Annotated in this window: 2 protein-coding genes; both read right to left on the bottom strand. The window is 66.0% G+C overall.

Annotation, left to right across the window (positions count from 1 at the left end; all coding sequences use genetic code 11):
* Positions 1 to 44 precede the first annotated feature (44 nt).
* Positions 45 to 11,369 carry a non-ribosomal peptide synthetase gene (locus NIBR502773_RS27890; protein ID WP_141157484.1) on the bottom strand — a complete coding sequence of 3,775 codons (11,325 nt, stop codon included), beginning with the start codon at positions 11,367 to 11,369 and terminating at the stop codon, positions 45 to 47.
* On the bottom strand, positions 11,366 to 24,271 hold the full coding sequence (locus tag NIBR502773_RS27885) for a non-ribosomal peptide synthetase (protein WP_141157483.1): 12,906 nt from the start codon (positions 24,269 to 24,271) through the stop codon (positions 11,366 to 11,368). The genes NIBR502773_RS27890 and NIBR502773_RS27885 overlap by 4 nt, the downstream gene beginning before the upstream one ends.
* Positions 24,272 to 24,367 lie beyond the last annotated feature (96 nt).

Genomic DNA, 24,367 nt, shown 5'->3' with positions numbered 1-24,367 from the left:
GGCTTTTTTGATGGAGTCCATAGGCGGGAGGGGGTAGACCCTCTTCACGAAACCACCTCCCCAATCACCACGCCGTCCAACCACCAGCGCGCCAGCCTGTGAACATTCGGCACCTTGAGCAAGGTGAAGTGGTTCCCCGCCCCATACCAGACCTCCAAAGCGCTGCCCTGCTTGCGCCACCCCTCGATCATCCTCCCCTGCTCCCGCTGATTCCCCGCCGCGTCCAGCGCCGGGTCCTCGGCCAGCACCAGGCGCACTGCACCTTCATAGCGCCGCAAAGGCCGATACACCGTGCGCAACGCCACGCCATAGGTACGCGCCGGCCCCGTCATCGCGTCCACACTGGCACGGGCCGGCAACAACCCCACGTCGACCATGCCCCCATGCAACGCCTGCCGCTGCGCGCGCTCATCGCGCCCGGCAAAGTCCACGAGATCAATGCCAAACGCCTTGCCCGCGGCCAACTGCATGGCCTCGATCAATCGCACCAACGCCGCCGTGGTGGTGTAGGGCCGCCCCGCGCCAGCCGGTGCCTCACTGTCGATTACCGTCAACGATGCCACTTCGCGCCCGGCCGCCTGCAAGCGCAGGGCCATTTCCAATGCGATCCAGCCACCAAAGGAATGCCCGACCAGATGCACCGGCCCACGCGGGCACTCGTGCTCCAGCGCCGTCAGGTAACAGCGCGCGGCCGCCTCGACCTGGCTGTGGGGTACCGCCTCGCCATCCAGGCCCCGATGCTGCAGACCGAACAGCGGCCAGTCACGCCCCAGCGCTTCGCTCAAGCCGACAAACCCGGTCACGCTGTCCCCCGCGCCCGGCACGCAGAACAGTGGCGCATACCCGGCGCGGCCGCTTTGAATTCGCAACAGCGGCTGGTGCGGCGCCTGGCTCACCGGCGTACTTGCCAGCAACGCCGCGCTCATGGCGCGACCCAAGCCTTGGATATGGGGCGCCTGCATCATGCTCTGGTGATCCCCAGGCACCTCCACTCGCAGCAGTTGCCCGGGGGCCAGGGCGTCGTTCCAACCCAGGGACTCGCTGCGCCGCGCCAACTCGGTAGGGCGCTCCTGGGCGCTGAACAGATGCACCGCCATCGGCAACGGAAACAGGCTGTAGTGCGCCAGCGCATGCCCATGCCCCACTTCCCGCTCGATAAAGCTCAAGAGGTCCGCGTCCGCCGCTGCCGCCATTTGCGCGTACAACAGACCTTGATCGCGACAGCGTTGCAGCAGACCCGCAAAGTCCAACTGTCCAAACTGTGCCTCAAGTTGCTCAATCCTCGCCAGTTCATCCACACCTCCCTGTGCGTTCCAATAGGCCGTGCATTGCAACAGCAAATGCCGCTTGAGGGCATCCGGACCGCTCCAGCGCGCCTTGCCCTGGTCGGTCATGCGCGGTACGTAACTGTCGATCAGGCCGAGGAACGCCACCGGCTCATCCTGCCCGAGCAATTGCATCGCCACTTCGTAGGCCAGCACTCCGCCAAACGACCAGCCGGCGACCCGGTAAGGCCCGTGGGGCTGGATGCCGCGAATCAGGCCGACCATGCGCGCCGCCAAGCCTTCCATGGTGTTGAGGTGCGCCTCACCGAGTGCCACGCCCGGCAGGCCGTAGATCGGATAGTCACCGGGCAGGTGCTGGCCCAGCGCCGGGAAATACACGTCCATGCCACTGAACTCATGAACCAGGAACAACGGCGCCTGCGAGCCGCTGCTGCGTACCGTGATCACTGCAGTATCACGCTCCGGCGCCTGGGTGCGCTGGCGCAGCATGGCGGCCACCGAGGCGACGCTGGCGTGCTGAAACAGCTCGGCCAGGGACACCTGCAACCCCGCCTCCTCCATCAGGTTGACCAGGCGAATCGCCAACAATGAATGCCCACCCAATTCGAAGAAGCTGTCATCCCGGCCCACCTGCGCCAGCTTCAACACCTCGGCCCACAGCTGGGCCAGGGTCTGCTCCAGTGCATCGGCCGGCGCTTCGAATTCGCGGCAGGACAACGCGTCCAGGGCCGGGGCCGGCAAGGCTTTGCGGTCGACCTTGCCATTGGCCGTCAACGGCAAGCGCTCCAGCGGCACATAGGCCGACGGCAGCATGTAGTCCGGCAGCTGCCCCTGCAGATGGGCGCGTACGCTGTCGATCGCGACGGGCTCGGCCACCCAAGTGAAATAGGCCACCAGGCGCTTGTCGCCCGGGGCGTCCTCACGGGCCAGTACTACCACGTCCTGAATGCTTCCGTGGGTCGCCAGGCGCGCTTCAATTTCACCCAGCTCGATACGGAAGCCACGGACCTTGACCTGGTCGTCATTACGGCCGATGCACTCCAGCAGACCCTCAGCGTTCCAGCGGCCGAGGTCGCCGGTGCGGTACATCAAGGCGCCCTCATTGAAGGGGTCCTGCACAAATTTTTCCGCGCTCAGGTCCGGGCGATTCAGGTACCCGGTGGCCACGCCGTCGCCGCCGATGCAGATTTCACCGGTCACGCCCAGCGGCACCTCCTGCAAGTGCGCATCCAGCACATGCACCTGGGTGTTGGAGATGGGCCGGCCCACCGGCACGCTGTCCGCGTCGTCGGCAACCGCGCGCACTTCATAGGTGGTGGCGTAGGTGGTGGTTTCCGTCGGCCCATAGCAATGCACCAGGCGCAGTGCGGGCGCCCGGGCCAACAGGCTGCGGAAGGCCGCCGGGTCGGCACGCTCGCCGCCGCACAACAGGATGCGCAGGCCGGCCAGGGCGTCAGGGATCAGTTGCACGTATTGGTTGAACAGCGCCGTGGTCACAAACAGCACCGTCACGCCTTGCAGCGCCCGGCCAAAGGCGACCGGATCGAGCAACGTGGTGTGCTCGATCACCTGCACCTGGCCGCCATTGAGCAGCGCGCCCCAGACATCCATGGTGCTGGCGTCGAACGCCGGGTTGGAAGCGAAGGCCACACGGTCGCCGGCCTGGAAGTCGGCATAGCCGTTATTGATCACCAGCCGGGTGATGCCGCGATGGGGCACCCGCACCCCCTTCGGCGTACCGGTGGAGCCGGAGGTGTACATGATGTACGCCACGCTGTCGCTCGATTGCGACAGCGCCGGGTTGTGGCTCGGTTGCGAATCGAGGGCCAGGGTGTCGAGGTCCAGGCGCTGTGCGGGGTAATCGGCAGCCATTTCACTGCGGCTCAGCAGCCACGCCGCGCCGCTGTCCTGCAGCATAAAGCCCTGGCGTTCGGCCGGCGCGTTGCTGTCCAGCGGCACATAGGCGGCGGCGCACTTGAGCACCGCCAGTTGGCCCACCAACAGGTCCAGGGAGCGTGGCAGCAGGATCGCAACGTTATCGGCGGGGCGCACCCCAAGCCCCAGCAGGTGATGGGCCAGGCGGTTGGCACGCTGGTTCAGTTCACCGTAACTCCAGGCCTGCTCGCCCTGCACCGCCGCCAGTGCGTCGGGCGTTGCCTGGGCCTGGGCTTCGAACAGACGTTGCACCGTGTGCTCGCGCGGGAATGGGCGCCGGGTCGCATTGAATTCCAGCAGCTGGCGACGTTCGGCGTCGGGCAGGATCGGCAAGCGGCCGATAGCGAGGTCACTGTTGTGTTCCAACGCCTGCACCAGCTGCTCCAGTGCGATATGCAGGTACTCGCATAGACGCCGGGCACCCGGTCCCCTGGCCTTGAGGCTGAAACCGGCGCCCAGGTCATCCACGCTCATCGACAGGCCAAAGGTGCTGTGCTCGTGAGTCTTGAGCAATTGAATGCCCTGCCACGCGTCGGCCACACCACCGGCGTGCGGCGCACTGTGGCGATAGTTGAACAACACGCTGAACAACGGCGTCGCCACCGGCACTGCGCTGCAACGCTGAGCCAGGGCCAATGGCGCGTGTTCATGACTGAGCAGCTGGGTAAGTAGGGCATGGGTAGCGCGCAGCGCACTGCGTACCGCACGTTCGCCCAGGTCGACCCGCAGCGGCAAGGTATTGATAAACACCCCCATGGCCCGCTCGGCCCCCTCGCCACCTTGCAGGCGACCCAGCATGACCGTACCGAACACCACCTGCTCGCGGCCGGACACCTTGCCCAGTACATGGCCCCAGGCCAGGTGCATCAGGCTTGCGGCACTGACACCCGCCTGGCGCGCCTGGGTCCGCAGGCGCTGGCTCAGTGCGGGATCCACGCTCAACTGGGCCGGCTCATCGGCGCCCAGGCCGGGGACTGCCGTGGGCTCGTCGATGTCACCGAGCATCTCGCGGAAGAACCCTTCGTGTGCATCGACACCGCTGCGGGTCTGGGCCACATAGTTGCGATACGGGACCGCTGCGCCTAACGAATCCTGCTCGCCCAGCAGGAAGGCCTGCATGTCGCGCTGCAGGATATCCAGGGCCAAGTGGTCCATGACCAGGTGATGGAACAGCAGCGTGGCCACCACGCGCTGGGGCTCCTCGGTGTAGACCAGGCGCATCAAAGGCGCCTGGGCCAGGTCCAGGCGCTGGGGCAACGGGCCGCTTTCGACGCGCAGCGACGCCTTGCGCCACACCACTTGCAGCGGTTCTTCCAGGCCGTCCCAGTGAAACGACGAGCGCAGAATGTCGTGGCGCTGGATCACCGCCTGCAACGCCCGGGCGAACGCATCCAGGCGCTGGCGGGAATCAAAGGCGAACTGCGCCTGCAGCACGTAGGCATCGTCGCCCTGCACCGCGCGATGGTGATAGAGCATGCCGGCCTGCAGCGGCGCCAGCGGGTAGATATCCTGCACATTCGCCGCACCACCGGGGATGCCGGCGACAATACGATCGATGTCGGCCTGATCCAGTTGAATCAGGGGCAACTGGTCCGGCGTGATCGCCGTGGCCCCCTCGGCAATGCCATTGACCGGCACCGCCACGCCACGCCCGCCACCCAGCGCTGCCGCCAGAGCACACAGGGTCGGCTGGCCGAACAGCACCTTCACATCCGCCGACAACCCGAGGCGACGCATACGCCCTATCAGGCTGACGGCCAACAGTGAGTGGCCACCCAACTCGAAGAAGTTGTCGTGACGTCCCACGCGCTCCACATTGAGCAACTCGGCCCACAGGCTGGCCAGGGTGACTTCCGTATCACCCTGGGGCGCCTCGTACTCGCGCACCCTCACCGAATCCGCACCCGGTGCAGGCAGGGCCTTGCGGTCGAGCTTGCCGTTAGGGCTCAGGGGCAACGCCTCGAGGTGGACGAAAATCGCCGGCACCATGAACTCCGGCAGGTGCTGCAGCAGATGGCCGCGCAGGGCTTCGATCTCGCTGCGCACACCGGTGTAGTACGCCACCAGGTGATCGTCGCGGGCGACCACGGCAGCTTCGTTGATAGCGGCATACTCGGTGAGGCGCGCCTGGATTTCCCCCAGTTCGATACGCAGGCCGCGAACCTTCACCTGATCATCGTTGCGACCCAGGTATTCGATAGTGCCATCGGGCAAATAACGTCCGACGTCGCCGGTGCGGTACATCCGTCCGGCGCTGAACGGGTCCTTGAGGAAACGTTCGGCGGTCAGTTCCGGGCGGTTCAGGTAACCGCGAGCCACTTGCACGCCGCCGATAAACAATTCGCCGACCACGCCCAGCGGCACCGGCTGCAACTGCCCATCCAGCAGGTACATGCGCGTATTGGCAATCGGCTTGCCGATGGGGGTGTTATCCGGTGTCACCGCGCCTGCGCAGTTCCACGCGGTCACATCCACGGCGGCTTCGGTGGGGCCGTACAGGTTATGCAGTTCGCTGCCGGGCAACTGCTGCTTGAAGCGCCGTACCAGGCTGCCGGGCAAGGCCTCGCCGCTGCATATCACCCGCGCCAGCCCGGCGGCCTGGCTCACATCGCCATGGGCCAGGAACACATCGAGCATCGAGGGCACGAAGTGCACGGTGCTGATCCGTTCAGCCTCGATCACGTCGCACAGGTACGCCGGGTCTTTATGCCCACCGGGACGCGCCATCACCAGGCACGCGCCGGTGAACAGCGGCCAGAAGAACTCCCACACCGACACGTCGAAGCTGAACGGGGTTTTCTGCAAGACGCGGTCTTGAGCGGTCAACCCATATTCGTCCTGCATCCACAACAGGCGGTTGACCACCCCGGCGTGGTCGTTGATCACGCCCTTGGGTTGGCCGGTGGAACCGGAGGTATAGATCACATAGGCAGCCAGGCCCGCAAATTGGGGGTTGTCGATGCAATGATGTTGCCAGCACGGCTGGTCCAGATCGACTACCGGTACCGCGCCCAGCAGATCGCGGGTCGAACCCTGGGCCAGCACGGCAACGGGGGCGCTGTCTTCAAGCATGTAGGCCAGGCGCTCGCGTGGATACGCCGGGTCCAACGGCACATAGGCAGCGCCGGCCTTGAGGATCGCGTACAGGCCGACCACCATCGCCAGGCTGCGCTCCACACAGATTGCCACCCGCGAGTCCGGCTGCACGCCCAGCGCGTGCAGGTGATGGGCCAGTTGGTTGGCCTGTGCGTTCAGTTCGGCATAGGTCAGTTGCTGCTCGCCGGCCTTGACCGCAATCGCCTCCGGCGTACGTATCACTTGGGCTTCGAACATCCCGTGCACGGTCTGGTCAAGGTTGTAGTCCGCCTGGGTGGCGTTGAAGTCGAACAGCAAACGCTCGCGCTCGCGCGCGTCCACCAGCGGCACATGCTCCAGCACCGCCTGATCGTTATCGACCATGGCCTGCAATAACCGTGTGAAGTAGCCGACGTAACGCTGCACGGTCGACTCATCGAACAGCGCCACCGCGTACTCCAGCGCGCCGAGGATCGTGCCCTGCACTTCCCCCAGGTTCAGCGACAGGTCGAACTTGGCGAAGTGGCTGTTCTCGACGATGCCTTCCAGGGCGAGGTCGCCCAGGGCCAGGGTCGGCGCGCTGCTGTCCTGCCAGCTCAGCAGGGTCTGGAACAACGGGCTATGGGCCAGGCTGCGCGTCGGGCGGATGATTTCCACCACTTGCTCGAAGGGCAGGTCCTGGTGGGCCTGGGCCGCCAATGTCAGCGCCTTGACCCGCGCCAGCAACGCCTCGGTGCTCAGCCCGCCCGAGGTGTCGATGCGCACCGCCAGGGTGTTGACGAACAGGCCGATCAGCCCTTCCACCTCGCTGCGCGTACGGTTGGCCACCGGTGAGCCGATCACCACATCCTGCTGCCCGGACAGCCGCGCCAGCAATGCGGCCCAGGCCGTCATCAAGGTCATGTACACCGTGCAGCCATGGCGCTGGCTCAAGGCCTTGAGCCCGGCGGTGAGACGTTCGTCCAGGTGCACCTCGACGCTGCTGCCGGCGTAGTCCTGGCGGGCCGGGCGCGGGCGGTCGGTGGGCAAGGAGAGCAACGCCGGCGCACCGGCCAGGGCCTGTTGCCAATAGTGGCTCTGGCGTTGCAGCACTTCTCCGCTGAGCCATAGGCGCTGCCACACGGCAAAGTCACCGTACTGGATCGCCAGCGGCGGCAGCGGGTCGGGCTGGCCATGGCTGAACGCGCGGTACAGCGCCATCAGCTCACGGGTAAGCACGCCCATGGACCAACCGTCGGAAACGATATGGTGCAGGGTCAGCAGCAGCACATGGTGCTCGTCAGCCATCACCACCAGACGCCCGCGCAGCAGCGGGCCACGCTCCAGGTCAAAGGGTGCCGAGGCTTCGCCATGGATAAGCGCATCCAGGGCCTGTTGCGGCTGCGGGTGGCGACGCAAGTCCTGCACTTGCAGCGGCAACACGTCTTCGGCGGCGACGATCAGCACCTGGGCTTCGTCGCCGTGCTGGGCGAAACGGCTGCGCAGGGTGGCATGGCGCGCGACGATGCGCGCCAGCGCCCGTTGCAACGCTTGCACATGCAGCTGCCCACGCAGGCGCAGGCCGATGGGAATGTTGTAGGCGGTGTTGGCGCCTTCCATCAACGCCAGGAACCACAGGCGCTGCTGGGCGAACGACAGCGGCACGGGCTCATCGCGGTTGGCCGGCAGGATATCCGGCAAGGTGCTGCGACCCGCCTGGGCCAGCACCTGGGCGACAGCCGTCAGTTCGGCATTGGCAAACAGCTCGCTGAGCAACAGTTCCACGCCCAGGCGCTGGCGAATCTGCGACACCATGCGCATCGCCAGCAACGAATGCCCGCCCAATTCGAAGAAGTGGTCATGGCGCCCGACCCGTTCTACCTGCAGCACATCGGCCCAGATCTGCGCCAGCAGGCTTTCGATCTCGCCTTGAGGGGCTGCGTATTCACGGCTGAACACTGCCGTCATGTCCGGCGCCGGCAGGGCGTTGCGGTCGATCTTGCCATTGGCGGTCAAGGGCAGCGCATCCAGCTTCACGAAGGCCACCGGGACCATAGAGTCCGGCAAGTGCGCCAGCAGATGGGCGCGGATATCGCCGACGACCAGCGGGTCGAACTGCGCACTTTCCGTGTAATAGGCCACCAGCCGGTCTTCACGCACCAGCACGACGGCTTCCTGGAGGCTGGGCAACAGGTTGAGCTGGGTTTCGATTTCACCCAGTTCGATGCGCACGCCGCGGATTTTCACCTGGTCGTCGTTGCGCCCCAGGTACTCGAGGTTGCCGTCCGGCAGCCAGCGCGCCAGGTCGCCGGTGCGGTACATGCGGCCGGGATTGAAGGGATCGTGCAGGAAGCGTTCGGCGCTCAATTCAGGCCGGTTCAGATAGCCGCGTGCCACACCCTTGCCGCCCACGTACACCTCACCCGCCACACCCAATGGCACCGGACGCTGCTGTGCGTCCAGCAGGTAGACCGTGGCATTGGCGATGGGCTTGCCGATATGCAACGCCTGTCCCGCCTCGACCTTGCCGGACGTGGCGACCACCGTGGCTTCGGTAGGGCCGTAGTTGTTGACCAGCTCAAACCGCTGCGCGCGCCCGAACTGACGCAGGCGGTCGCCGCCAATCAGCAACGTGCGCAGGGTGGGATGTTCGATGTTCTGGCTGAAGGCGTACTCGGCCACCGGTGTCGGCAGGAAAGCCACATCCAGCGGCTGCGCGCACCACCAGGCCAGCAGTGCATCAATGTCTTCGGGGCCGTCGTGGGCCGGTGGCAAGTGCAGCGTCGCCCCGACACACAGCGCCGGCCACACTTCCCAGGCCATGGCATCGAAGCCGAACCCGGCAACGCTGGCGGTATGCCGCCCGGCGCAGAGGTCGAAGGCGTTGCAATGCCAGTCCACCAGGTTGGCCACGGTGTGGTGCTCCACCATCACGCCTTTGGGCAGGCCGGTGGAACCGGAGGTGTAGATCACATAGGCAAGATGGCCCGGTGTGACGGCGACCACGGGATTGCTCGCCGAATGATGGTGCCAGGTGTAGCGATCGAGGTTGATCACCGGCACGTCCAGCGGAGGCAGGCGTTCAAGCAAGGCGTGTTGGGCCAGCACCGCCACAGGGGCGCTGTCGCTGAGCAGGTAGGCCAGGCGTTCGGCCGGGTGGGAGGGGTCCACCGGTACGTAGCAGGCACCGGATTTAAGGATCGCCAGCAACCCGGCCAGGGTATCGAGGCCCCGGCGCGCGACGATGGCCACGCGGTCATCGGGCTTGACCCCCAACGCCAACAGATGATGGGCCAACAAGTTGGCTTGCTGGTTCAGCTCGGCGTAGGTCAGTGTGCGCTCGAGGTGCACGGCGGCGATGGCATCGGGCGTCAGCGCGGCCTGGGCTTCGATACGCCCATGCAGGGTGGTGCCTTGGGGAAAACTCACCGAGGTCGCGTTGAACTGCTCAAGCACCAGGCGTTGCTCCGCAACGGGGACGACCGTCACCTGGTTCAACGCGGTGGTCGGCGCCTGTTCCAGCGCAGTCACCAGGTGTTCCAGGGCGGTTTGCAGGTAGGCGCACACACGCTGCGGGTCCACCTGGGCACTGGCCAGCAGGCTCAAGCCAAAGTCCTCGCCGAGGTCATCGACGCTCAAGGTCAGCGGGTAGTTGGTGCGTTCCTCGGCACTCAGGGCGACGATGCCCTGCCATGCCGACACGGCCTCGGCGCTGGCGGCGGGTGCGCTGTGACGATAGTTGAGCAGCGCGCTGAACAAGGGCGTGGGGGCAATCACGGCGCTGCAACGCTGGGCCAGGGCCAGCGGCGCATGCTCATGGCGCAGCAATGTGGTGAGCCGCGCATGGGTGGCCTTAACCCCGGTGCCTACATCCTGGGCGTCCACATCCACGCGCAACGGCAGGGTGTTGATGAAAATCCCCAGGGCCCGTTCCGTGTCATGACTGCCCTGCAGGCGGCCCATCAATACCGTGCCGAAGACCACCTGTTGCTTGCCGGACAATGCGCTCAACACCTGCGCCCAGCCCAGGTGAAACAGGCTCGCCGCGCTGACGCCCAGCTGCCGTGCCTGAGTGCGCAGGCGTCGGCTCAACGGCGCCGCCAAGGGCAGGCTGAGTTCGCGGATGCCCCGTGCATCGCCCTGCACGTCCTGCAAACCGAAGGGCAAGGTCGGCTCACTGATATCGCCCAGCATCTGGCGGAAGAACTGCTCGTGTTCCTGCTCGCTGATGCCCAACCGTGCCTGCGCCACATAGTTGCGAAACGGCACCGCCTGGCCCAGCGTCGCGCCCTGCCCCTGCAGGCACGCTTGCATTTCATGGCACACCACCTCCAGGGCACTGTGGTCCAGGGCCATATGGTGGAACAGCAAGGTGGCGACAATGCGCTGGTTGGCCGGATCATCGGCGCGCACCAGGCGCAGGAGCGGCGCCCGGGTGACGTCGAGCCGATAGTGACGGGCATCGAACAACGCATGCAGTTGTGCGCCGATGTCGCCGTCGGCAGGGTCCAGCTCAAGGGCCTGCACCGGCAGGCACGCCCGGCGCCACACCACTTGCGACGGCTGTTGCAGGCCATCCCAGACCACGCCGGTGCGCAGGATGTCATGGCGATCCATGACGGTTTGCAGGGCCTGGGCGAACGCGTCGAACCGCGCCAGGCTGTCGAACGCGAACTGCGACTGCATCACATACGGGTCGCCCTGTCCGGCGCTGGCATGGTGAAACAGAATGCCTTCCTGCAGCGGCGCGAGCGGGTAGATGTCCTGGATATTCTCCACGCCGCCATCGACGGTGGAGACGATGCGGTCGATCTCGTCCTGGTCAAGGCATGACAACGTCAGCATGTCCGGCGTGATGCGTTCGGTACCCGGCGCAATGCCATTGGCCGGCACCGCGACTTCACCGGCCTTGGTCGGTGCGTATTCGCCGGCCTTGATCAGCTCGATCAGCCCCGGTTTGTGCTCACGCAACGCGGCCAGGATCGCCGGGTCGCTCAAGGCCTGCTTGTTGCCTTGCACCGACAACTGTTCGCCCTTGAGCGCCAGTTGGATGTCCTTGGTTTTCAGGGTTGCCAGCAGCTCAAAGAGGCTCACAGGACGATCTCCATTCGTTCGGTCATTGCGGCGTAGCCGGCCAGCGTCGGCTGTTCGAACAGCGCCCGCACATCGGCTTCCATGCCTTCCTGGCGCAGGCGCCCGATCAAGCTCACGGCGAGCAGCGAGTGCCCGCCCAGTTCAAAGAAATTATCCAGGCGCCCTACCCGCTCCACGTTCAGCAGCTCGGCCCACAGCCGCGCCAGCAGGATCTCGGTATCACCTTCCGGCGCCTGGTACTCACGCCCCTGCAGCGCCTGCATGCCAGGCGCCGGCAGCGCCTTGCGGTCGAGCTTGCCGTTGGGGCTCAGGGGCAGCGCGTCGAGGTGCACGAACAGCGCGGGTACCATAAAGTCCGGCAGGTGCTGCAACAGGTGGGCACGCAGTTGCTCGATATCGGCAGGGGTACCGGTGTAGTACGCGACGAGCCGGTCTTCACGGGCGACCACCGCCGCTTCGTTGACCTGAGGATGCTCAAGCAGGCGCGCCTGGATTTCCCCGAGTTCGATGCGCAGGCCACGGATCTTGACCTGATCATCATTGCGGCCCAGGTATTCGATATTGCCGTCCGGCAGGTAGCGCCCCAGATCACCGGTGCGGTACAGACGACCGGGGGTGAAGGGGTCCTTGAGGAAACGTTCGGCCGTCAACTCGGGACGGTTCAGGTAACCCCGCGCCACCTGCACGCCGCCGATAAACAGCTCGCCGACCACGCCCAGCGGCACCGGTTGCAACTGCCCATCCAGCACATACAGGCGCGTGTTGGCGATGGGTTTGCCGATCGGGGTGTTGTCCGCTGCATCGGGGCGCGCGCAGTTCCAGGCGGTCACGTCCACCGCGGCTTCGGTGGGGCCGTACAGATTGTAGAGGCCGATCCCCGGCAACTGCTGCTTGAAGCGGCGCACCAGGCTGCCCGGCAGGGCTTCGCCGCTGCACATCACCCGTTGCAATCCCGCCGCCTGGCTGACATCGCCGTGGGCCAGGAACACATCGAGCATCGACGGCACGAAGTGCAGCGTGGTGATCCGCTCAGCTTCGATCACTGCGCACAGGTAAGCCGGATCTTTATGCCCGCCGGGGCGCGCCATCACCAGGCGTGCGCCGGTGAACAACGGCCAGAAGAACTCCCATACCGACACGTCAAAGCTGAACGGGGTTTTCTGCAGCACTGCGTCATGGGCCTTGAGGCCGTAGGCGTCCTGCATCCACAACAAGCGGTTGACCACCCCGGCGTGCTCATTGATCACGCCTTTGGGCTGGCCGGTGGAGCCGGAGGTATAGATCACGTAGGCCTGGTTACGGGCGGTGAGGCCCGGCACCTCGGGGTTGCTCGCACTCTGGTGCTGCCAGGTGGGCTGGTCGAGGTCGATCACCGGCACCTCGCCGAGCACACCACGAGTCGCACGTTGCGCCAGCACCACCACCGGCGCGCTGTCGTGCAGCATGTAGGCGATACGCTCCAGCGGGTACGCCGGGTCGAGCGGCACATAACCGCCACCGGCCTTGAGGATGGCGAACAGGCCAATGAGCATGTCCAGGCCGCGCTCCAGGCAAATCCCCACCCGCGATTCCGGCTGGACACCCAATTCACGCAGATGATGGGCCAGGCGGTTGGCGCGTTCGTTGAGTTGCCGGTAGGTGAGCTGTTGCTCGTGCGCTTTCACGGCAACGGCATCCGGCGTGCGCATGACCTGGGCCTCGAACAGCCCGTGCAGGGTCTGGTCGAGGGGGTAGTTCACCTCCGTGGCGTTGAATTCAACCAACAGTTTTTGCCGTTCCTCGGCCCCCAGGATCGGCAGCCGATGGAGCGCCTGGTGCGGCGCCTGCTCCAGGGCCTCGACCAGCCCGGCCAAGGCCACTTGCATATAACCGCAGATCCGTTGCGCATCGACGTGGGCCAATGCCGTCACGTCGTAGCCATCGCCCAAGTCGTCCACATTCAAGGTCAGCGGGTAGTTGGTGCGCCCGTCGTTGACCAGGGTCTGCATGCCCTCCCAGGCGTGTTGCGCGTCCTGGGAACGGGTGGCGGCGCCGCGATGGCGATAGTTGAGCATCGAACTGAACAACGGCGTCGGTGCCGCCACACCGCTGCAACGCTGAGCCAGGGCCAGGGAGGCATGCTCGTGGCCGAGCAACGCGCTGAGCCGTGCGTGGGTAGTGCGCACGGCTGCACGCACACCTTGGGCGTCGATATCCAGGCGCAGGGGCAAGGTGTTGATAAAGACGCCGAGGGCACGGTCGGCGCCCTCGCCGCCTTGCAGGCGCCCCACCAGCACCGTGCCGAAGACCACGCTGTGCCGCCCGGAGGTGGCCGCCAGGACCTGGCCCCAGGCCAGGTGGAACAGGCTCGCCGTACTCACGCCGAGCAAACGGGCCTGGGCCCGCAGGCGGCGGTTAAGGTCGCTGTCCAATTGCAGGCTGTGCGCTTCGATAGCGCTGCCGTCGCCGCGGACATCCTGCAGGCCGAAGGGTAAGGTGGGTTCATCGACATCGCCAAGCATGTCGCGGAAGAACGCCTCGTGTTCCTGCTCGCTGACACCCAGGCGTGCCTGGGCCACGTAGTTGCGGTACGGCATCGGCGCGGCGGTGGGCGCCGGGTGGCCGAGCAGGTAGCCCTGCATTTCCCGCAGCACCACGTCGAAGGCGGTGTGGTCGAGGGCGATATGGTGATAGAGCAACACCGCCACCACGCGCTGGTTGGCCGGGTCTTCGGCATAGGCCAGCCGGATCAGCGGCGCCTGGCTGATGTCCAGGCGGTAGCGCCGGGCATCGAAGCGCTCATGCAGGCCGGCCAGTACATCGCCTTGCAGGTGCAAGTGTTCAAGTGGCAATCGGGCCTTGCGCCACACCACTTGCAGCGGTTGCACCAGGCCCTCCCAGACCACCCCGGTGCGCAGGATATCGTGGCGATCGATCACCTGCTGCAGCGCCTGGGCGAAGGCGTGCAGACGCTCGATACGGTCAAACGCCAGGTGCGACTGCAGCAGGTAGGGGTCGCCCTGCCCGGCCGTGAGGTGGTGGTACAGAATGCCTTCCTGCAAGGGTGCCAGGGGGTAGATGTCCTGCACATTCGCGGCGCCGCCGGGCACGCAACTGACGATCTGGTCCAGGCTCGATTGATCGAGTGTCACCAGGGACAGCAGGTCCGGGGTGATGCGCTGGCAATCAGCCGGGATGCGGTTGGCCGGCACCTGGACTTCGCGACCACTGCCCACCGCCGCGGCCAGGGCGGCCAGGGTCGGCTGGCTGAACAGCACGCGCACGTCGGCGCTCAGGCCAACCTGGCGCATGCGCTCGATCAGGCTGACCGCCAGCAACGAATGGCCCCCTAGTTCAAAGAAGTGATCGTGGCGCCCCACCTGCTCGACCTGCAGCACTTCGGCCCAGAGCCTTGCCAGGGTGATTTCCACGGCGCCTTGCGCAGCTTCGTACTCACGGCTCAGCACGGCGGCCTGGTCCGGTGCCGGCAAGGCCTGGCGGTCGAGCTTGCCGTTGGCGGTCAAGGGCAGTACGTCGAGCCGCACGTAGGCCACCGGCACCAAGGCCTGCGGCAAGTGCGCCTGCAGTTGCTCACGCAGGCTTTCGATGGACAGCGGGTGGTGTTCGGTGAACCAGGCCACCATGCGCCCCTCGCGCACCAGCACCACCGCTTCGCCAACCCCTGGCAACGCCGCCAGGCAGCTTTCGATTTCGCCCAGCTCGACGCGCACGCCACGGATTTTCACCTGCTCGTCGTTGCGTCCCAGGTACTCAAGATTGCCGTCGGGCAACCAGCGCACCTGATCGCCGGTGCGGTACATGCGACCGGCGTTGAACGGGTCCTGCAGGAAGCGTTCGGCCGTCATCTGCGCACGGTTCAGATACCCGCGAGCCACGCCGCTGCCGCCCACATACAGTTCACCGGCGACACCCACCGGCACCGGCCGCAAGTGCTCATCCAGCACGTAGACGCAGGCATTGGCGATGGGCCGGCCGATATGCAGCGCCTGCCCGGCACGCACGCGGCCGGAGGTGGCGACCACCGTGGCCTCGGTAGGCCCGTAGTTGTTGATCACGGCAAAGCGCCGCTCCTGGCTGAACTGGCGCAAGCGGTCGCCGCCGATCAGCAGCAGGCGCAAGGTGGGGTGGTGCAGGTCCTGGCTGAACGCATATTCGGCCACCGGCGTGGGCAGGAAGCTGACGTCCAGGGGCTGCGCCAGCCACCAGGCAAGCAGGTCATCAATCTGTTCATTGCCCAGCTCGGAAGGCGGCAGGTGCAGGGTGGCGCCCACGCACAATGCCGGCCACACCTCCCAGGCCATTGCGTCAAAGCCAAAACCGGCAACGCTGCTGGTGTGACTGATGGCGCTCAGGCCAAAGGCTTCGCAGTGCCAATGCACCAGGTTTTCCACGCTGCGGTGCTCCACCATCACGCCCTTGGGCTGGCCGGTGGAGCCGGAGGTGTAGATCACGTAGGCCAGGTGCGCCGGGGTCAGGTCGGCGATCTGCGGATTGCTCACGTTGGGATGATGGTGCTCATGCAGGTCGATGCTGGCGACATTACCCAGCAGCTCGCGGGTGCTCGCTTCCGCCAGCACCGCCACAGGAGCGCTGTCCTGCAACAAGTAAGCAATGCGTGCAGCGGGATAGGCCGGGTCAATCGGCACATAACCTGCGCCCGCCTTGAGAATACCCAGCAATCCCACCAGCATCTGCGGCCCACGCCGGCAGCACAGGGCGACGCGGTCATCCGGTTGCACCCCCTGCGCCAGCAGGTGATGGGCCAACTGGTTGGCGCGCTGGTTGAGCTGGCGATAGGTCAGGGATGTGCCGTCCTGCACCACGGCAATGGCATGGGGCTGGCGCTCGGCCTGGATTTCAAAGGCGCCATGCACGGTGTGCCCGGTGGGGAAATCCGCCACCGTGGCATTGAACTCGCGCAGCAGGGTTTCGCGTTCGCTGGCCGGAAGGATATCCAGCTGATCCAGCGCGGTGTGCGGGGTATTTTCCAGAGTGTCGACCAGTTGCTCGATGGCATTGGCCATGTAAGCACACACGCGCCCCGCGCCGATGCGCGGCAGCGCCAACACGCTCAGGCCGAAGCCCTCACCCAGGTCGTCGACACTGAGGGTCAACGGGTAGTTGCTGCGCTCTTCACCGCCCAACAGCTGCACACCTTCCCAAATACCATGGCCGTCGCGGGCCATTTCGCCGGGGTGGCTGTGACGGTAGTTGAGCAAGGCGCTGAACAGCGGCGTGGAAGCCGCCACGCCACTGCAGCGCTGGGCCAGGGCCAGGGAGGCGTGTTCGTGACCGAGCAAGGCGCTCAAGCGCCCATGGGTGGCCTTGAGCGCGGCCACCGCGTCGGCGGCCACGTCCACCTTCAGCGGCAAGGTGTTGATGAACATCCCCAAGGCACGGTCGGCGCCGTCGCCCGCCTGCATGCGGCCCATCAGGACGGTGCCGAATACCACCTCGTCACGCCCACAGACACGCCCCAGCACCAGCGCCCACGCCAGGTGCATCAGGCTCGCCGCACTGACGCCGCGCAATCGCGCCTGTTCCCGCAGCCGCTGGGCCAACGCGGCGTCCACGGCCTGCTCGGCCTCTTCGATAGCGCGCCCGTCACCCTGCACGTCCTGCACGCCGAACGGCAAGGTGGGCTCATCGACGTCGGCGAGCATCGCGCGGAAGAACTGCTCGTGTTCGTCCACACTCACGCCAAGACGCGCCTGGGCCACATAATTACGGAACGGCGCGGCCAGCGGCAAGTCCTGTGCCTGGTTGAACAGGAACGCGTCCATCTCCCGACCCACCACCGCCATCGCCGTGTGATCCAGCGCCAGGTGGTGGAACAGCAGGATCGCCGCCACCCGCCGGTTGGCCGGGTCCGGGGCGTAGACCATACGCAGCAACGGCGCCTGGGTAATGTCCAGGCGATAGTGGCGCGCATCGAAACGCCCATGCAGTTGTTCGAGGATATCGCCGTGCGCCGGGTCCAGGTCAATCGCCTGAACCACCAGCGGCGCCTCACGCCAGACCACCTGGACCGGGCTGTCGAGGCCTTCCCAGACCACGCTGGTGCGCAGGATGTCGTGACGGGCCGCCACCTGTTGCAGCGCGCCCATGAACCGTTGCAACCGCTCAAGGCTGTCGAAGGCCATGCGCGATTGCAGCAGGTACGGATCGCCCTGCTCGGCGCTGATATGGTGGTACAGAATGCCTTCCTGCAGCGGCGCCAGCGGGTAGATATCCTGCACATTCGCCGCACCGCCAGGGACGCTGGCGACGACCCGGTCAATGGCCGCTTGATCAAGGCTCACCAGGGTCAGCATCGACGGCACTATCCGGGTACAGCCCGCAGGAATGCCATTGGCCGGCACCGCAATCTCACGGCCGCTGCCGACTGCCGCCGCGAGCGCCGCCAGGCTCGGCTGATTGAACAGCACACGCACATCGGTGCTCAGACCGGCCTGGCGCATGCGCTCGATCAGGCTGACCGCCAGCAACGAGTGCCCGCCCAGCTCAAAGAAATGGTCATGACGGCCGACGCGATCAAGCTTGAGCACATCCTGCCAGATCTGCGCCAACAGGGTTTCCACCTCGCCTTCCGGCGCCTCATACCCACGGCTGAGCAGCGCGCCTGCATCCGGTACCGGCAGGCCCTTGCGGTCCAGTTTGCCATTGGCAGTGAGGGGCAACAGTGCCAGCCAGACATAGGCCGACGGCACCATGTAGTCCGGCAGCCGGCCCTGCAGATGGGCACGCAGCGCTTCGATCGGCAGCGGCGCGTCAGCGGTGTAGTAAGCCACCAGGCGCTTGTCGCCAGGCTCGTCTTCACGGACCAGCACCACGGCGTGGTCCACCTGAGGGAAGGCGGCCAGGCAGGCTTCGATTTCGCCGGGTTCGATGCGGAAACCACGGATCTTCACTTGCAGGTCATTGCGCCCCCGGTACAGCAAGGTGCCGTCGGCCTGCCAGCACACCAGATCGCCGGTGCGGTACAGCATGCCCGCGCCGAACGGGTTCGGGATAAACGTTTCGGTGGTCAGTTGCGGCTGGTTCAGGTACCCCTTGGCCACGCCCGCGCCGCCGATATACAGCTCGCCGACCACGCCCAACGGCAGCAGTTGACGGTGCGCATCCAGGACGTAGGCCTGGGCATTGGCAATCGGCCGGCCAATCGGAATACCGCCCTCGCCCACCTGGGTAATTTCATGGGTGGTGGCAAAGGTGGTGGCTTCGGTCGGCCCGTAGCCGTTGAGCAGGTGCCGGGGCTTGCCGTGCTTGAGCACGCGGTCGATCACCAGCGGGTCGAGCACATCGCCGCCGACGATCAGGTAACGCAACTGCGCCAATACCGGCATCAGTGCATCGGCGTATTGGTGGAACAGCCCGGCGGTCATCCACAACACACTGATGGCCTGCTCCTGCAGCAACGACGCCAGCGCCGCCTGGGACAACAGCACCGCCTGTTCGACCACCACCACACAGCCGCCGTTGAGCAGCGGTGCCCACACCTCAAGGGTACTGGCATCGAACGCGGGGTTGGAGGCAAAGGCCACGCGGTCGCGCGGGTTGAACTCGGCATAGCCGTTGTTGAGCACCAGGCGCGAGATGGCGCGGTGGGGCACTTGCACGCCTTTCGGTGCGCCTGTGGAGCCGGAGGTGTACAGGATGTACGCCACGCTTTCCGATGACTGCAACACTTGCGGGTTGTGCGGCGACTGCGCCTCCAGATTCAGGTCGGCCAAGGTATTGAGCACCCGCTGCGCACCACTGTCCTGCACGATAAGCGCCTGGCGCTCGAGCGGCGCATTGATGTCCAACGGCACATACACGGCGCCGCACTTGAGGATCGCCAGTTGGCAGATCAGCAAGTCGAGGCTGCGCGGCAACGCAATCGCCACGCTTGCCCCTGGCTGCACGCCCTGGCTGATCAGGTGATGGGCCAGGCGGTTGGCACGGCGGTTAAGGTCGCGGTAGCTCAGGGACAACGGCCCCTGCACTGCCGCCACCGCTTCGGGGCGCGCCAGGACCTGGGCTTCGAACAGTTGCGGCACGGTGAGCTGCGACGGGTAGTCCCGGGCGGTGGCATTGAAGTCCACCAGCAGTTGGTTACGTTCGGCCGGCGGCACGATCGACACGGCCAGCATCGGCGTGGTGGGCGCCTGTTGCAGCGCGGTCACCAGGTGACGCAAGGCGGTGAGCATATAGTCGCCGACACGCCGCGCGTCCAGGCTGGCCACGCCTTGCACCGTGAGGGCGAAGCCGCTGCCGAGATCATCGACGTTAAGCACCAGCGGGTAATTGCTGCGCTCTTCGGAACTGAGGATCCGGATGCCTGAAGCGGCAAACGGACTGTCTCCCGGCGCGTCCGCCGGCGCGCTGTGACGGTAGTTGAGCAGCGTGCTGAACAACGGCAACGAACCCGGTACGCCACTGCACCGCTGGGCCAGGGACAGCGGCGCGTGCTCATGCACGAGCAAGTCTGCCAGGCGCGCGTGGGTGGCGCGCACCGCGGCCTGCACGCCGACGGTGCCGACGCTGACCCGCAGCGGCAAGGTGTTGATAAACATCCCCAGGGCGCGGTCGGCACCTTCGCCACCCTGCATGCGCCCAAGCAGCACGGTGCCGAACACCACCTCCTGCTGCCCGGAGACTTGCCCCAGCACGTGCGCCCAGGCCAGGTGCACCAGGCTCGCCGTGCTCACGCCCAATTGCCGCGCCTGCTCGCGCAGGCCCAGGCTCAATGCCGGCTCCAGCGGCAAGTGCGCCTCGACAATGCCGCTGCCGTCGCCATTCACGTCCTGCAAGCCAAAGGCCAGGGTCGGCGCGTCGATATCGCCCAACATCTCGCTGAAGAACGCTTCGTGCCGGGCCTGGCTGACCCCAAGCCGCGCCTGGGCCACATAGTTGCGGTACTGCACCGCATCCGGCAGTTGCGCGCTGCACCCGGCCAGGCTGGCACTCATTTCCTGCACCAGCACTTGCAGGGCGGTGTGGTCGAGCAGGATATGGTGCAGCAGCAGAATGCCGACGAAACGCCCCTGGTCCTCGGCGTAGGCCAGGCGCATCAGTGAAGCGCGGGACAGGTCGAGGCGATAGTGGCGTGGGTCAAAGCGCTGTTGCAGGTGCGCCAGGGCATCGACGCCCGGGGCTTCAATGCGCTCCACGGCCAGCGGCGCCTGGCGGCAGACCACCTGTGCCGGCCCGTCCAGGCCTTCCCAGAGGATCGCGGTGCGCAGGATGTCATTGCGCTCGATCACGCTCTGCAGCGCCAGGATAAAGGCGTCTACCGCAGCCTGATTGTCAAAGCCCAACTGCACCTGCAACACATAGGGGTCACCGTCGGTGGTCGCCAGGTGGTGATAGAGAATGCCTGCCTGCAAGGGCGCCAGGGCGTAGATGTCCTGCACATTGCCGATACCGCCGGGCACGCTGTGGAGGATGTGATCGATGGCGGCCTGGTCGAGATCGATCAGCGGCAACATGTCCGGGGTGATGACCTGACTGTGGGCATGGATCGGGTTGGCCGGCACCTGCACTTCCGCTTGCCCGCCCACCGCCGCCGCGAGTGCTGCCAGGGTGGGTTGGCCAAACAACACGCGCACGTCGGCGCCGAGGTTCACCTGGCGCATGCGTTCGATCAGCTTGACCGCCAGCAGGGAGTGGCCACCCAGTTCGAAGAAATGGTCATCGCGGCCAATGCGATCGAGCTTGAGCAGGTCTTGCCAGATGCCGGCGATGGCGGTTTCCACGTGGCCCCGGGGGGCCTGGTAGCTGCGCCGGGCCACGGCATCGGCGTCGGGTGCAGGCAAGGCCTTGCGGTCGAGCTTGCCGTTGGTGGTCAGCGGGAAACGCTCCAGCAGCACGAAGGCACTGGGCACCATGTGTTCGGCCAGGCTCAGCAGCAGGTGATCACGCAGCGCCGCGACGCGGGTGTCGCCCTCGGCAATCACGTAGGCCACCAGGCGTTTGTCCCCCGGTTGATCTTCACGGGCGATCACCACCGCGTCGCGCACCCCTTGGGCGCTGGCCAGGCGCGCCTGGATTTCGCCCAGTTCGATCCGGAAGCCGCGGATCTTCACCTGATCGTCATTGCGCCCCAGGTACTCCACGCTGCCGTCGGCCAACCGGCGTCCAAGGTCGCCGGTCCTGTACATCCGCAGTCCGGTGGCCGGATCGCTGAGGAAGCGCTCGGCGGTCAACCCATCCCGGTTGAGGTACCCCCGCGCCACACCGGCACCGCCGACGTACAACTCGCCGACCACGCCAACCGGCAGCGGCTCGTGGTGGGCGTCCAGCACATACAGTTGCAGGTCGGGAATAGGCCCGCCAATCGGGCTGACGCCGACCAACTGCGCGTCCGCCGCTTCCAGGGCGCGGTACGTCACGTGCACGGTGGTTTCGGTGATGCCGTACATGTTCACCAGCTGCGTACCGGCGTTGATCGCCCGTGCGTACCACGGCTTGAGCATCCCCGGCTCCAGGGCCTCGCCGCCGAAAATCACCTGGCGCAGGGAATGGGCCTGGGGGCTGTCGCCCTGGGCCGCGAGCAGTTGGCGGAAGGCGCTGGGGGTCTGGTTGAGGATGCTGACGCCCGCTTCGCAGAGCAGCGTGTAGCACTCGTCCGGCGAACGGCTGAGCAGTTGCGGCACGATCAGTAACTGGCCGCCGTGCAGCAGCGCACCCCAGATTTCCCACACCGAAAAATCGAACGCGAAGGAATGAAACAGCGCCCACACGTCGTTGCGGTTGAAGCCGAACCAGTGCTCGGTAGCGCTGAACAGCCGCGCCACCTGGCGATGCTCGACCATCACGCCCTTGGGCTGGCCGGTTGAGCCGGAGGTGTAGATCACATAGGCCAGGTTGTGCGGGTCGAGCATCACATGCGGATTGACGATGGACTCGCCGCGCAGGCCGTTGAGGTCGATCGGCGCCAGCTCGCCCACCAGGTGACGGGTGTTGGCTTGCACCAGCACGGCCAGGGGTTGGCTGTCGCGCAGGGTGTAAGCAATGCGTTCCAGCGGGTAGGCCGGGTCGATGGGGACATAGCCGGCGCCGGCCTTGAGGATGCCCAGCAGGCCGATGATCATCTCCGGGCCACGTTCGACGCAGATGGCCACGCGGTCGTCGGGGCGGATGCCTTGCGCCAGCAGGCGATGGGCGACCTGGTTGGCGCGCTCGTTGAGCTGGCGATAGCTCAGACGCTGCTGGTCGAACCGCAGGGCAATGGCCTCCGGCTGGGCGGCGGCTTGGAGTTCGACCTGCTGGTGGATCAAGGCGCTGTCGGCGTAGGTGCGAGGGCTAGGGTTGAGGCTGTGCAGCAGGTGGTGGCGCTCTTCGTCGGGCAGGATCGCCAGGCGGTCGAGGGGCGTGTCCGGATGGTGTTCCAGGGCCTGGGCCAGGCTCTCCAGCGCCGTGTGCAGGTAGCCGGCGACACGCTGCGCGCCGATGTGCCCATCGACCATCACCGTCAGCGCAAAGTCTTCGCCCAGGTCATCCACATTGACCGTCAGCGGGTAATTGGTACGTTCTTCGGCGCCCAGTACCTGGATGCCCTCAGCGACCTCAATCACCGCGGCCATGTCGCCCGCGGCGCTGTGCCGGTAGTTGAGCATCGCACTGAACAGCGGCGTCGGCGCGGCCACACCACTGCAACGCTGGGCCAGTGCCAGGGAGGCATGTTCATGCTCGAGCAACGCGGTGAGCCGCGCATGGGTTGCCTGCACCCCGGCGCGCACGCCATGCGCGCCCACATCCACCCGCAACGGCAAGGTGTTGATGAACATGCCCAAGGCCCGCTCACCGCCCTCACCCGCCCCCATGCGCCCGAGCATCACCGTACCGAACACCACCGCATCACGACCGGAAACCACGCCCAGGACACGGGCCATGGCCAGATGCAGCAGGCTGGCCACGCTTACCCCCAGCGGCCGCGCCAGGCTGCGCAGGCGGCGACTCAGATCGCTGTCGACGGAAATACGCGCCTCGTCGATGCCCAGCCCATCGCCCTGTACGTCCTGCAAGCCGAACGGCAAGGTCGGCTCGTCGATGTCCGCCAGCATCTCGCGGAAAAACGCCTCATGGGCCTGCTCGCTGACCCCGTGGCGCACCTGGGCGATATAACGGCGAAACGCTACAGGCTCAGGGGCCTGGTCTTGCTGGCCGGCCAAGTACAGCTGGATTTCATGGCGTACCACATCCAGGGCGGTGTGATCGAGGATGGTGTGGTGGAACAACAGCATGGCAACCACACGCTGGTTTGCCGGGTCATCGGCAAATACCAGGCGCAGCAGCGGTGCCTGGCCCAGGTCCATGCGGTAAGTGCGCGCGTCGTAGCGCGTCAACAGGCGGTCGAGGGCATCGCCACCGCTGAGGTGTGCCTCTTCACAGGCCAGGGTTGCCTTGCGCCACACCACTTGCAGTGGTTCATCGAGGCATTCCCAGGCCATGGAGGTGCGCAGGATATCGTGGCGATCGATCACCCATTGCAAGGCTTCGGCAAAGGCCGCCAAACGTGCACGGCTGTCGAACACAAACTGCGCGTGCAACACATAAGGATCGCCCTGCACAGCCGAAAGATGGTGATAGAGCATGCCTTCCTGCAACGGCGCCAGCGGGTAGATATCCTGCACATTCGCCGCCCCACCGGGGATCGCCGCGACGATACGGTCAATCGCCAACTGATCGAGATTGACCAGCGGCACCATGTCCGGCGTGATGCGATAGGCCGGGCTCAACCAGTCCCCGCCATGCTCGGTCACCAGCGTAAGCAAGCGAGGTTTGTGGGCGATCAGTTGATCCCACAACGCATCGTCCAATGCCTCATCGTCACCCAGGACAATCAGGTCGTCTTCTTCCCTTTGCAGACGGATCGCGTGGGTGGAAATCGCTGCCAATAATTCGCTGAACTGCATGGGGGTAACCTGCCTGATAAGTCACGGTGGAGAAGAAAGTCCGTTTTCAGCTGCGGTTTGGAATCGGGTGTGCTGGAGCGCCGGTGAAAAAAATGC

The organism is Pseudomonas sp. NIBRBAC000502773 (genome assembly GCF_006517195.1).
Classification (GTDB): Bacteria; Pseudomonadota; Gammaproteobacteria; order Pseudomonadales; family Pseudomonadaceae; genus Aquipseudomonas; species Aquipseudomonas marginalis.
This window is presented reverse-complemented; position numbering and strand designations above follow the sequence as displayed.

Coding starts and splice junctions, on each gene's coding strand:
- NIBR502773_RS27885 (WP_141157483.1), bottom strand. CDS start 24,271: ATGCAGTTCAGCGAATTATTGGCAGCGATTTCCACCCACGCGATCCGT.